The following is a 12706-nucleotide window of genomic DNA, read 5'->3' on the forward strand; positions in this document are numbered from 1 at the left end:
ACATATGCCGTTACTTGCCAGCGAATGCGTCGGGCAGTCTGCAATGATCCTTCTCTAGGGGAGGGATACCCCGAACAGCTTCCAGAGCGACGGCATAAGAATTTCATTGACTATACAGTCAGTCAAATATTATGGATGAGGGCGAAGATCAAGAGGTCAGCATGAGAACCATTCTTATCGCATGGGCGGTGGGCGGCGTTTTTGCCCTGTCATCCTGCAGCAATGAAGAGCCGCCGGCCGAAAAGCCGCTGCGAACTGTCGATGTGGTCAAGGCTGAGAAGCAGCCGATCGACCGTGGCAGCATCATCACCGGCGAAGTGAGGGCGAGGGTTCAGACGGACCTGTCGTTTCGCGTCAGTGGCAAAATCACCGAAAGGTTGGTGGATGTGGGCGCGCGTGTGACGACAGGGCAACTGCTCGCCCGCATCGATCCGGAGGAGCAGAAGGCCGACATCGATGTTGCCCTTGCCAATCTGCAATCGGCCGAAGCACAACAGACGCAGGCACAATTGGCATTCGATCGCCAGCAAAGTCTTTTCCGGACGCAGGTCACCTCGCGCTCGGCCGTCGACAAGGCCCAGGAGACGCTGCTTACCACGCAGGGCGCGGTCAGATCGGCCCAGGCGCAGCTCGATACGGCGCGCGACGCGCTGTCGTATACGGAACTCAGGGCCGATGCGGATGGCGTGATCACGGCGCGAAATGTCGAAGTAGGCCAGGTGGCGCAGGCTGCCCAGCTCGTGTTCACGCTGGCGCATGACGGGCCGCGCGACGCCGTGTTTGATGTCTACGAATCTCTTTTCCTGGAGCGCGACATCGACAATCTCGTCAATGTCAGCCTCCTTTCGGATCCCGCCCGCGCCGTGGCGGCCCCCGTGCGGGAAATCTCTCCTACGATCGATCCGGACAATGGTACGATAAGGGTGAAGGTCGGTCTTAACGGCGATCTGACCATGCCGCTTGGTGCGCCGGTATCCGGCCATTTCCGCTTCAGGCAGGTGGATGCCATCGAGCTTCCATGGTCGGCAATGACGTCGCAAAAAGGCCGACCCGCCGTCTGGGTGGTGGATCCGCAATCCTCCGAAGTCTCCATGCGGCCGATCGAGGTTGCGGATTATGAGACCAGTCAATTCGTCGTCTCGGCGGGGCTGAACCCCGGCGATCTCGTGGTCACGGGCGGGACCAAATTCCTCCGGACCGGTGAAAAGGTCGCCTATGAAAAGGGGCAGGCACAATAATGTTCAGGATAAACAGAAGCTTGTTTTTGCTGCTGCCCGCGATGGCGCTCTCGTCCTGTCAGGAAAAGCAGGAGGCCGCCGCCGAGGCGCCGCGACCGGTGCTCTCGGTGGTGGTCGAGGAAAAGTCGGCGGATGCGCTGCAGCTCACCGGAACGGTGGAATCGCGCATTCAGACGGATCTCGGTTTTCGCGTCCTCGGGCGGATCATAGCGCGGAACGTCGATGTCGCCGATCTGGTCAAGAAGGGCGATGTGGTGGCCTCGATCGATCCGCTCGCGCTTGAACTGTCGGTGAAGAGCGCGCAGTCGGATCTTTCCAATGCCGAAGCGCAGCTCGCCAATGCCGTGACCACCGAACAGCGCCAGCGTGTGCTGGCGGAGGCGCGTAGCGGCACCGAGGCGGCGCTGGAGGAAGCCCAACAGGCGACGCGCACCGCCAACGCCTCCGTTGCCAAGGCCCGTGCAAACCTGGACAAGGCGGAAGAACAGCTGGGTTACGCGCAGCTCCATGCGGAATTCGACGGTGTTGTCACGGCCACATCGGGTGAAATCGGCCAGGTTGTTTCCGCCGGCCAGACGGTCGTCACCATCGCCCGCCCGGAAGTGCGCGATGTAGTGGTGGATGTTCCGCAATTTGCGGCGCAGCGTCTGGATATCGGCTCGACCTTCGAGATCGCCCTGCAGCTCGATCCAAAAATCCGAACCACCGGCGTGGTGCGGGAAATCGCCCCGGCAGCCGAAACGGCAACGCGCACACGACGGACCAAGATCAGTCTGCAGGATGCGCCGGCGGCATTCCGCCTCGGTTCCGTCGTCACGGCTTCCGTGCTTGCTGCTTCCGAACCGCGGATCATGCTGCCGGCATCGGCCCTGCTGAAAACGGAGGGCGGCTGGTCCGTCTGGATCGTTAATGCCGACACGGCGACCGTCACGGCGCGCCCGGTCACGATAGAGGGTGAACCTGCCGAAGGCGGCAGCGTGCGCATCACCGGTGGCGTCAAACCCGGCGAGCGCGTTGCCAGCGCCGGCGTTCACAAGCTTAAGGATGGACAGGCCATCAGGATCGATCAGGAGGTCCGTCAGTGAAGAAATTCAATCTTTCAGACTGGGCGCTCGAACACCGTTCGCTTGTCTGGTATTTCATGCTGGTTTTCGTTCTCGCCGGCGTTTTTTCCTATCTCAACCTCGGTCGCGAGGAAGACCCGAACTTCACCATCAAGACCATGGTGATCAGTGCCCAGTGGCCCGGCGCCTCGGCGGAGGAAGTGGCGCGGCAGGTGACCGACAGGATCGAGAAGAAGCTCGAGGAACTCGATAATCTCGATCATCTGCGCAGCCAGACGGTGGCGGGCCGCACGACGATCTTTGTGGAGCTGGTGCCGGAAACCAAGGCGCGCAATGTCGAACCGACCTGGGTGCGGGTGCGCAACATGATCGGCGACATCAAGGGCGAGTTTCCATCCGGCGTGGTCGGCCCCTTCTTCAATGACCGTTTCGGCGACGTTTATGGCAATATCTACGCCTTCACCAGCGACGGTCTCAGCCAGCGGCAATTGCGTGACCTGGTGGAAGATGCCCGCGCCAAGGTCTTGACCGTCGACAATATCGGCAAGGTCGATGTCATCGGCGCACAGGACGAGACGATCTATCTGGAATTTTCCACGCGACAGATCGCGGCGCTCGGCATTGATCAGCAGTCCATCATCAAGACATTACAATCGCAGAATGCCGTCACCCAGTCCGGCTTCGTCAATGCAGGACCTGAGCGCGTGGCGCTTCGCGTCAGCGGCCAGTTCACGTCTGAAGACAGTCTGCGGGCGATCAACCTGCGCGTCAACAACCGCTTTTTCCCGTTGACGGAAGTAGCGACGATCCGGCGCGGTTATGTCGATCCGCCGTCCTCGCTGTTCCGTTTCAACGGCCAGCCGGCCATCGGCCTTGCAATCGGCATGAAAACCGGCGCGAACCTGCTGCATTTCGGCGAGGCGCTGGATGCGCAGATGAAGCGCGTGGTGGCGGATCTGCCAGTTGGCGTCGATGTGCACCGGGTGTCCGATCAGCCTGCCGTCGTCGATGAGGCGGTCTCGGGCTTCACCTCAGCGCTGTTCGAAGCCATTGCAATCGTCCTTGTCATCAGCTTCATCAGCCTTGGCCTCAGGGCCGGCATGGTGGTGGCGGTTTCCATTCCGCTCGTGCTGGCGATAACCTTCGTCTACATGGAATATACAGGCATTTCGCTGCAACGCATTTCGCTCGGTGCTCTCATCATCGCGCTCGGGCTTCTCGTGGATGATGCGATGATCGCCGTCGAAATGATGGTCGCGCGGCTTGAGGTCGGAGACGATCTCAGAAAAGCGGCGACCTATGTCTACACCTCCACCGCCTTCCCGATGCTGACCGGTACGCTGGTCACCGTTGCCGGCTTTATTCCTGTCGGCCTCAACAACAGCGCAGCGGGTGAGTTTACGTTCACACTCTTCGTGGTGATTGCGGTTTCGCTTATCGTGTCATGGATCGTCGCGGTTTTGTTCACGCCCCTGCTCGGCGTGACGATTCTGCCGAAGACAATGAAATCTCACCACGAGAAGAAGGGCCGGTTCGCCTCGGCCTTTTCCTGGCTTCTCGGCCGGGCGCTGCGCTGGCGCTGGGTGACGATCATCCTCACCATAACCCTGTTCGGCCTGTCCGTGGGTGGCATGAGCCTCGTGCAGCAGCAGTTCTTCCCGTCCTCGGACCGTGTAGAGCTCATCGTTGACTGGAACCTGCCGCAGAACAGCTCGATTGCCGAAACCAACCGGCAGATGGCGCAGTTCGAGCAGGAAATGCTCGCCAAGAATCCGGATATTGACCACTGGACGACCTATGTCGGTGAAGGCGCGCCGCGCTTCATCCTCTCTTTCGACGTGCAGACTCCTGATGTCACCTTCGGCCAGACCGTCATCGTCACCAAGGGGCTGGACGTGCGGGACAAGGTGCGCGCCGAATTGCAGGAATATCTGGACCGGACATTCGTCGGCACTGACGCCTTCGTGAAACTGCTCGATATCGGCCCGCCGGTCGGTAAGCCGGTGCAATATCGCCTCAGCGGCCCGGATATCCAGAAGGTCCGTGAGCTCGGGCAGCAATTGTCGGGCATTGTCGGCGAACACCAGCTGTTGTCCAACATGGTCATGGACTGGAACGAACCGACACGTGTGGTGAAGGTGGATGTGCTGCAGGACAAGGCCCGCCAGCTCGGCGTCTCCTCGGAAGATATCGCCAACGCCATGAACAGCATTGTCGAGGGATCTACGGTCACCCAGGTCAGGGACGACATCTACCTCGTGAATGTGGTGGCGCGGGCGCAGTTGTCGGAGCGCGGGTCCATCGAAACCTTGCAGAATCTGCAATTGCCGGCGACCAACGGCAAGGCCGTGCCGCTTTCGGCCATTGCCAATTTCCGCTACGAGCTGGAGCAACCGACCATCTGGCGTCGCGACCGGATACCGACGGTCACTGTCAAGGCTGCCATCATCGGCCCGACGCAGCCCGCAACGATCGTGACGCAGCTGAAGCCGAAAATAGAGGCTTTCGAGAAAACGCTTCCTGTGGGTTACAAGGTGGAGACGGGCGGTTCTGTGGAATCCAGCGCGGATTCGCAAGCGCCGATCGTCGCCGTGGTGCCGCTGATGTTGTTTGCAATGGCGACGATCCTGATGGTTCAGCTGCAAAGCTTCAGCCGGTTGTTCCTGGTCTTCGCCGTGGCACCCACGGCCCTGATCGGCGTGGTGGTGGCACTGCTCTTCTCCAATGCGCCAATGGGCTTCGTTGCCATTCTCGGCGTGCTGGCGCTGATCGGCATCCTTATCCGGAACTCGGTCATCCTCGTCGTGCAGATCGAGCATCTGCGAAGCGAAGGTGTCTCGGCCTGGCGTGCCGTCATTGAGGCGACCGAACACCGCATGCGGCCGATCATGCTGACGGCGGCGGCGGCAACGCTTGCCCTTATCCCCATATCCCGGGAAATCTTCTGGGGGCCGATGGCCTATGCGATGATGGGTGGCATTGTGGTCGGCACGGCGCTTACCCTGCTTTTTCTGCCGGCGCTCTACGTTGCCTGGTTTCGTATTCCGCGCGAGGATGAGAAGCCGGAGGGCGCAGAAATCCAGGCGTGATATCGGATGCCGGGCGAGGTGGTGGCTGCACTGCCTCCTCGCTCCAATAAAAATATCCACCGTCGTTGTTCCCGCGTGCAGGATGATGTTAGGAAGGTCGGCTTAGCCGCGAGAGCGGCAGCCGTCCTTTTGTATTTGGGCGGTTGCGTCGATATCGCGGACATATTGAGAGTGCGGAGGATTTAAAGATGGGCGGTTTGTCGGATTGGCTTGCGGATGGACAGCCGATCAATCGCAAGAATGCCGCGGAAGCGGTGTTCGATGATATCCGTTCCGCCATCACGACAGGCCAGCTTGCGGTCGGTACCCGGCTCCCTTCGGAAGCACATCTCGCAACGCGTTACGGCGTCAGCCGGCCGATTATTCGCGAGGCCCTGCGGTCTCTCCAGACGCTCGGCCTGACACAGACGCGCACAGGCAGCGGCACGTATGTGATGACCCCGACGCCGCCATCGGAACTGAATTACGGTGCCTATTCCGCACGCGACCTGATCGAGGCCCGCCCCTTCATCGAAGTGCCGGCTGCAGGGTGGGCCGCCTTGCGTCGCACGGACGCCCAACTGCAGGTTTTGCTCGATCTCTGTAGCCGCATGGAAACCGAGGAAAGGCCGCATCCCTGGGTATTGCTGGACGGCCAGTTTCATTGCGCCATCGCGGAGGCCTCCGCCAACCGCCTCTTTGCCAAGGTGGTGGCGGACGCCCGCGAGGCCGTCGCCCAGCAATCAGAGATGGTTAACCTTATGGCCGGTCGCCGCGTCGCTTCCAATTTCGAGCATCGCCGGATCGTCGAGGCGATCCGGCGCGGTTCAGCGCCTGAGGCGCGTGAGGCGATGGAGCTTCACCTCGGGCAGGTGAAGCAGGTAGTGACGACGATCATTGGCGAAGATCGGCTTCGCCAGCCGTGACCGCTGGCAGATTGGCAAGGTGCCGTGGACTAAGCGCTTGCTGCAGTTCGGCCTCTGTCATGTAACCACGTTCAAGAACCACCTGCGGCACGGTACGCCCGCTGGCAAGCGCTTCCTTGGCGACTTCCGTCGCCGCATAATAACCGATCAGCGGGTTAAGCGCCGTGGCGAGACCGATCGATTCTTCCACACGCTGCGCCATGATGGCCGGATTGGCGACGATGCCGTCCACGCATCGCTCTGCCAATGTGCGGCAGGCGGCGCTTAGCTGGCTGATGCTCTGGGAGAGCGCACGCACGATGATCGGCTCGAAGGCGTTCAACTGCAGCTGCCCTGCTTCGGCGGCCATGGTGATGGTGATGTCGTTGCCGATCACCGCATAGGCCACCTGGTTGACCACTTCGGGAATGACCGGATTGATCTTGCCCGGCATGATGCTGGAGCCCGCCTGAACGGAGGGAAGGGTGATTTCGCCAATCCCGGCGCGCGGGCCTGACGACAGCAGGCGAAGGTCGTTGCAAGTCTTCGACAGCTTTACGGCGACGCGTTTCAGCACGCCGGAGAGGTGCACGAAGGCGCCGGGGTCCTGTGTGGCTTCGATAAGGTCTGCGGCCGTCACCAGCGGCCGGCCGGTCAGTTCCGCCAGATGCCGGCAGGCAAGCTCGGCATAACCGCGCGGTGCGTTGAGCCCGGTGCCAATGGCGGTGGCGCCCAGATTGATCTCATGCAGCAGAGCGGCGGATTCGATCAGACGCGCCTGATCTTCGCCCAGCATCACCACGAACGTGCGGAACTCCTGGCCGAGCGTCATCGGTACCGCATCCTGCAATTGCGTGCGCCCGATCTTGATGAAGCCGGCAAATTCCTGCGACTTGCGGTCGAAGGCGTCCTTCAGAACGCCCATCGAGGCGGCCAGGTCGTCAATCGCCTCGATCAGGCCAACGTTCACCGCGGTCGGATAAGCATCGTTGGTCGACTGGCTGAGATTGACGTGATCGTTCGGGTGAAGCCGGGCATACTCGCCCTTTTCGTGCCCAAGCAGTTCCAGCGCGCGGTTGGCGATGACCTCATTGGCGTTCATGTTGGTGGATGTGCCGGCTCCGCCCTGGATTTCATCCACAACGAATTGCTCATGAAGAGCGCCGGCGCGGATTTCGCGGCAGGCTTCCGCAATCGCCTCCATCCGATCCCTGTCGAGCAGGCCAAGTTCGTGATTTGCACGTGCGGCCGCCTCTTTCACATAGGCCAAACCCCTTAACAGGTAGGGATTATGGCCAATAGTCACCCCGGTGATCTTGAAGTTTTCCACCGCGCGCGCGGTGTGCACGCCCCAATAAACATTCGCCGGAATTTCCTTCGACCCGAGCAAATCATGCTCACTGCGCGTCACGCTCACTTCTTCCTCCACTGGCTTCAAGCGTTGCAAAATCTGTAAAGCTGTCTTACAGATTTAATGACCATATTCCTACGGAGGGGGAAGGTCAATATTGGCAAACAGCTCTTGACGAATGCCATTGTCTGGACTTATGACGGCAAAAATCTGTCATGCAGCTTTACAGCATGAGCGCATTCGCTGGCCATATTTCCAGCCTTGGGGACGACGCCAGTTCCACTTTGATTTCCGGCTAATTGCCGACTACAAGCGTTTTATCGGGAGGATAAATCCATGCATTCTGGAAAAACGGCACCCGCCGAACGTGAGGTCTTCGCCGAAGAGGATCTCGGTTACCATAAAGCCCTGAAGCCGCGCCAGATTCAGATGATTGCCATCGGCGGCGCCATCGGCACGGGTCTCTTTCTGGGTGCCGGCGGGCGTCTCGCACAGGCCGGTCCGGCTCTGGTTTTCGTTTATGCACTCTGCGGCTTCTTCGCGTTTCTCGTGCTGCGTGCGCTCGGCGAGTTGATCATGCATCGCCCCAGCTCCGGTTCCTTCGTGTCCTATGCCCGTGAGTTCTACGGTGAGAAGATGGCCTTTGCGGCCGGCTGGATGTATTGGCTCAACTGGGCCATGACCTCGGTGGCCGATGTCACCGCCGTTGCGCTTTATATGAATTTTTTCAAGCAATACGTACCGTGGCTTGCGGGCATCGATCAGTGGGTATTCGCGATGACGGCGCTGGTGGTCGTGCTGGCGATGAACATGCTGTCGGTGAAGGTGTTCGGCGAACTGGAGTTCTGGTTCAGCCTGATCAAGGTGCTGGCGCTCGCGATCTTCCTCGTCGTCGGCGTTTATTTCGTCATTTTCGGTACGCCCATCGAAGGCCACGTTACCGGCTTCAGCCTCATTACTGACAATGGCGGCTTCTTCCCGAATGGCATTCTTCCAGCCTTCGTCATCATCCAGGGCGTGGTATTCGCCTATGCCTCGATCGAGTTGATCGGTACGGCGGCAGGCGAAACCGAGGACCCGCGCAAAGTCATGCCGCGCGCCATCCGCGCCGTCGTCCTGCGTCTCGTCGTGTTTTACGTCGGCTCGGTGCTGTTGTTCACGCTGCTCCTGCCCTACACGGCCTACAAGGCCGGCGAGAGCCCTTTCGTTACCTTCTTCGGCTCGATCGGCGTGCAGGGTGCCGATGTCATTATGAACCTTGTTGTTCTGACCGCCGTCCTGTCCTCGCTCAATGCCGGGCTCTATTCCACCGGCCGCATCCTTCACTCCATGGCTGTCTCCGGCTCTGCCCCGGCAGCGCTGGCGAAGATGAACAAGAATGGCGTGCCTTATGGTGGCATCGCGGTTACTGCCGTCGTTACAGTGTTCGGCGTCGCACTCAACGCCGTCGTCCCCGCCGCCGCGTTCGAAATCGCGCTCAACCTGTCAGCGCTCGGCATCATCTGCGCCTGGGCCGTCATCGTGCTCTGCCAGCTCAAACTCTGGCAGCTTTCGCAGCGCGGTGAACTGGTGCGTCCGGATTTCCGCATGTTCGGCGCGCCCTATACCGGCATCCTCACGCTCGTTTTTCTGTTCGGCGTGCTGGTGCTGATGGCCTTCGACTATCCCGTCGGCTCCTGGACCATCGCTTCGCTGCTGATTATCATCCCGGCGCTCGTCATCGGCTGGTATCTGCTGCGTGACCGCATCTATCGCCTTGCGGCTGAACGCGCGGGAGCATCGCATTGAGCGGGCAGGGCGCGATACCTCTGGTGGCGGTCATCGCCACCGGCGGCACCATCGCCAGTCGGCGCGGTGCCGATGGTGCCAGCACGCCCAGCCTTTCCGGTGAAGATCTGCTTGCGCTGGTACCGGAAATCGGCGCCCGGCTGAAGCCGGTGGACCTCATGGCGAAGGATTCGTCCAGCCTGACGCTTGCCGACATGCAGACCATCAGCGATGCCGTTCGTATCGAACTCGACGATCCCGAAGTGGCGGGTATCGTGGTTCTGCACGGAACCGATGCAATGGAGGAATCCTCGCTACTCGTCCATTTGCAGCACGCCATCACGAAGCCGGTGGTCTTCACCGGCGCACAGTTTACGGCAGACCATAAGGACGCAGACGGACCGGCAAATCTGGCTCGAGCCATAGAAACAGCGCTCGATCAGGCGAATGCTGCGAAGGGTGTGCTTCTCTCCTTCGGCGGTCGCTGTCTCTCGGCCTGGGGGCTCTACAAGCTGAGTGCGGACGAGGCAGACGCATTCCGCTCGACCCGGCCACTGGCTGCCGCCCGAACACTGTTGCTTGCCGCCCCGGTGGCCGATCAGCGCGTCGATATCGTTGCCATTCATCCTGGCTGTGATGCCACCCATATCGATGCAAGTCTTCAGGCGGGCGCGAAAGGCATCGTTCTTGCCGGACTTGGTTCCGGGAATGCCAATCCGCGTATCGCCGAAGCCGTGAAGCGCTGCGCCGAACGTGGCGTTCCGGTCGTCGTCTCCAGCCGCGTGCCGGAAGGGCGGCTCGTGGCGAGTTACGGCGGCGGCGGCGGTGGACATGATCTCGTCGCAGCGGGCGCCGTGCATTCAGCCACACTTCGTCCGGGCCAGGCGCGCATTTTGCTGGCCGCGCTGCTGGCGGACAAAAGTCCGGCGGAAACCATCGTTTCCGCTTTCGGTGACAACAGCTGACTTGATTGGCGGAAGCGATGTCCGGTCAGCGGGCATCGAAATTCCTATAGGATTCCTATTTTATTGCCCCTGTGGCCGTCTCGAACCTTTATGCGGTTCGGGTGCATTCTTCTGTGCGGGAAGGGATGGTGTTTCTTCCCAGCCAGAAAGAATGAAAAGCGACGTCCCACATGACGGCGCTTTTCTTCCTGTCCGGCTCCTCGATTAAAAAGGAGTCCCATCAATGATGGATATTGTTCTGATCGGCGCAGCCACGGTGTTCTTCGCCCTCTGCTTTGCCTACACGCGCGCCTGCGACCGGCTTTAGACGGAGGCTGCGATGACGTTTGATTATATCCTGAGCGGCGCCGTCACGGTCTTTATCGCTGCCTATCTCACCTATGCTCTCATTCGCCCCGAACGTTTCTGATCGGGAAGCGGCGGCTGTTGAAAGTTTGATACCATGACCCTCAATGGATGGTTCCAGGTCCTGCTTTTCTGCGGGATCATTTTTGCGCTGGTGAAGCCGCTTGGCTCCTATATGGCGCGTGTCTTCAATGGCGAGCGCACGCTGCTGTCGCCGGTTCTTGTGCCGGTCGAGCGCGGACTTTACGCCCTTGCCGGGACAAGTGAGCGTGAGGAGCAGCACTGGACGACCTATGCGGTCTCCATGCTTCTCTTCAATCTTCTCGGTTTCGCCCTGCTCTATGCCCTGATGCGCTTTCAGGCCGTGCTACCCTATAATCCGCAGGGAATGGCGGCCGTCGGACCAGAATTGTCCTTCAATACGGCCGTCAGCTTCGTCACCAACACCAACTGGCAGAATTATGGCGGCGAAAGCACGCTTTCCTATCTGACCCAGATGGCCGGTCTCACCGTGCAGAACTTCGTTTCCGCCGCAACCGGCATGGCAATCGCCATCGGCGTGATCCGCGCATTCTCGCGCGCTTCCGGCAAGGCGATCGGCAACTTCTGGGTGGATATGGTCCGCTCCACGCTCTATGTGCTATTACCCCTCTGCATCGTGCTGACGCTCGTCTACGTCTGGCTCGGCGTGCCGCAGACGCTCGGCGCCTATGTGAACGCGCAGACGCTGGAAGGCGCGCAGCAGACGATTGCCGTCGGCCCCGTCGCATCGCAGCTCGCGATCAAGATGCTGGGCACCAATGGCGGCGGCTTCTTCAACGCCAATTCGGCGCATCCCTTCGAAAACCCCGATGCCATTTCCAACATGATCCAGATGGTATCGATCTTCGCCATCGGCGCAGCTTTCACCAATGTCTTCGGTCGCATGGTCGGCAACCAGCGCCAAGGCTGGGCTATCCTTGCGGCCATGGGCGTGCTGTTCATCGCCGGCGTTGCCGTCACCTACTGGGCGGAAGCAGCCGGAAACCCGCTGATGCACAGCTTCGGTCTTGCAGGCGGTAATATGGAAGGCAAGGAAGTCCGTTTCGGATTGGCGCTCTCGTCGCTCTTCGCGGTCATCACCACGGCTGCGTCCTGCGGCGCGGTCAATGCCATGCACGGCAGCTTCACGGCCTTGGGTGGTCTCATCCCGCTTATCAACATGCAGCTGGGCGAGGTGATCGTCGGCGGGGTCGGCGCGGGCTTTTACGGCATTCTGCTCTTCATCGTCATCGCCATCTTCGTGGCAGGGCTGATGGTCGGGCGCACGCCGGAATATCTCGGCAAGAAGATCGAGGCGAAGGAAATGAAGATGGCGGTTCTGGCCATTCTCTGCCTGCCGCTCGCCATGCTGGTCTTCACCGCCACTGCCACCATCCTGCCCTCGGCTGTGGCATCGATTGGGACGGCGGGCCCGCACGGCTTTTCCGAAATCCTCTATGCCTACACCTCGGCGGCCGCCAATAACGGTTCGGCCTTCGGCGGCCTGACCGGGAACACGACCTGGTACAACATCACGCTTGGTCTCGGCATGTTGATGGGCCGCTTTCTGGTCATCATTCCCGCACTCGCCATTGCGGGTTCGCTGGTCACCAAGAAGACCGTTCCGGCCTCTGCAGGCACCTTCCCGACGGATGGCCCGCTTTTCGTTGGCCTGCTGGTCGGCACGATCCTGATCGTCGGCGGCCTTACCTTCCTGCCTGCGCTGGCGCTCGGCCCGGTTGCCGAACATCTTGTCATGGCGGCAGGTCAGCTTTTTTGAGGTGATGTCATGAACGAAGGCAAATCCGCACGTCGCCGCATCGTTCCCGCCCGCAACGGCGCTCCCGTCAGAGGCAGCGCCACGCCCGGCGGCTGGTGCGCCTCCAATCTCATTCTCGCGATGATGGCGGCTCTGTTCGCCGCCGTTGTCGCTCTCGAAGTTATCACGGGCTGATCGACCCTCATCGGTCGCCCTGTTCAAA

10 protein-coding genes are annotated in these 12706 nt (G+C 60.6%); 9 read left to right on the forward strand and 1 reads right to left on the reverse strand.

The features are described 5' to 3' along the window. Positions 1-161: 161 nt before the first annotated feature. The 4 genes from FHW77_RS00965 to FHW77_RS00980 all read left to right on the forward strand — a co-directional run bounded on the left by FHW77_RS00965 (position 162) and on the right by FHW77_RS00980 (position 6296). The gene (locus tag FHW77_RS00965; RefSeq protein WP_006697210.1) at positions 162-1238 is read left to right on the forward strand and encodes an efflux RND transporter periplasmic adaptor subunit; all 1077 of its coding nucleotides are present in this window, start codon (positions 162-164) and stop codon (positions 1236-1238) included. Next, positions 1238-2323: an efflux RND transporter periplasmic adaptor subunit gene (locus FHW77_RS00970; protein WP_077985806.1), complete on the forward strand. Its 1086-nt coding sequence runs from the start codon at positions 1238-1240 to the stop codon at positions 2321-2323. Before FHW77_RS00965 ends, FHW77_RS00970 begins: the two co-directional genes overlap by 1 nt. Continuing rightward, the gene (locus FHW77_RS00975) at positions 2320-5391 is read left to right on the forward strand and encodes an efflux RND transporter permease subunit (protein ID WP_022563085.1); all 3072 of its coding nucleotides are present in this window, start codon (positions 2320-2322) and stop codon (positions 5389-5391) included. Before FHW77_RS00970 ends, FHW77_RS00975 begins: the two co-directional genes overlap by 4 nt. Before the next feature lie 188 nt (positions 5392-5579). Next, positions 5580-6296, forward strand: coding sequence for a FadR/GntR family transcriptional regulator (locus tag FHW77_RS00980; protein ID WP_004445862.1), 717 nt, complete (start codon positions 5580-5582; stop codon positions 6294-6296). Here FHW77_RS00980 and FHW77_RS00985 read toward each other — a convergent pair. Continuing rightward, on the reverse strand, positions 6265-7692 hold the full coding sequence (locus tag FHW77_RS00985; RefSeq protein ID WP_245425376.1) for an aspartate ammonia-lyase: 1428 nt from the start codon (positions 7690-7692) through the stop codon (positions 6265-6267). The two genes, FHW77_RS00980 and FHW77_RS00985, sit on opposite strands and share 32 nt — an antisense overlap. A 270-nt stretch (positions 7693-7962) precedes the next feature. Here FHW77_RS00985 and FHW77_RS00990 point away from each other — a divergent pair, with 270 nt between their 5' ends. The 5 genes from FHW77_RS00990 (at position 7963) to FHW77_RS01010 (ending at position 12678) form a co-directional block, all read left to right on the forward strand. Then, positions 7963-9414, forward strand: coding sequence for an amino acid permease (locus FHW77_RS00990; protein ID WP_004445858.1), 1452 nt, complete (start codon positions 7963-7965; stop codon positions 9412-9414). Next, positions 9411-10358: an asparaginase gene (locus tag FHW77_RS00995; protein ID WP_035208601.1), complete on the forward strand. Its 948-nt coding sequence runs from the start codon at positions 9411-9413 to the stop codon at positions 10356-10358. The genes FHW77_RS00990 and FHW77_RS00995 overlap by 4 nt, the downstream gene beginning before the upstream one ends. A 319-nt stretch (positions 10359-10677) precedes the next feature. Next, the gene (gene kdpF / locus FHW77_RS01000) at positions 10678-10767 is read left to right on the forward strand and encodes a K(+)-transporting ATPase subunit F (protein ID WP_003506089.1); all 90 of its coding nucleotides are present in this window, start codon (positions 10678-10680) and stop codon (positions 10765-10767) included. A gap of 33 nt (positions 10768-10800) precedes the next feature. Then, on the forward strand, positions 10801-12504 hold the full coding sequence (gene kdpA, locus FHW77_RS01005) for a potassium-transporting ATPase subunit KdpA (protein ID WP_100911234.1): 1704 nt from the start codon (positions 10801-10803) through the stop codon (positions 12502-12504). 9 nt (positions 12505-12513) lie between these two features. Then, on the forward strand, positions 12514-12678 hold the full coding sequence (locus FHW77_RS01010; protein WP_004445852.1) for a hypothetical protein: 165 nt from the start codon (positions 12514-12516) through the stop codon (positions 12676-12678). The last annotated feature ends 28 nt before the right edge of the window (positions 12679-12706 follow it).

Source organism: Agrobacterium sp. RC10-4-1 (assembly GCF_014138475.1).
Taxonomy (GTDB): Bacteria; Pseudomonadota; Alphaproteobacteria; order Rhizobiales; family Rhizobiaceae; genus Agrobacterium; species Agrobacterium pusense.

What these genes read in the sequence shown, in the direction of transcription:
- FHW77_RS00965 (WP_006697210.1), top strand. Translation starts at nt 162, where the DNA reads ATGAGAACCATTCTTATCGCATGGGCGGTGGGCGGCGTTTTTGCCCTG.
- FHW77_RS00970 (WP_077985806.1), top strand. Translation starts at nt 1,238, where the DNA reads ATGTTCAGGATAAACAGAAGCTTGTTTTTGCTGCTGCCCGCGATGGCG.
- FHW77_RS00980 (WP_004445862.1), top strand. Translation starts at nt 5,580, where the DNA reads ATGGGCGGTTTGTCGGATTGGCTTGCGGATGGACAGCCGATCAATCGC.
- FHW77_RS00990 (WP_004445858.1), top strand. Translation starts at nt 7,963, where the DNA reads ATGCATTCTGGAAAAACGGCACCCGCCGAACGTGAGGTCTTCGCCGAA.
- kdpF (WP_003506089.1), top strand. Translation starts at nt 10,678, where the DNA reads ATGACGTTTGATTATATCCTGAGCGGCGCCGTCACGGTCTTTATCGCT.
- kdpA (WP_100911234.1), top strand. Translation starts at nt 10,801, where the DNA reads ATGACCCTCAATGGATGGTTCCAGGTCCTGCTTTTCTGCGGGATCATT.
- FHW77_RS01010 (WP_004445852.1), top strand. Translation starts at nt 12,514, where the DNA reads ATGAACGAAGGCAAATCCGCACGTCGCCGCATCGTTCCCGCCCGCAAC.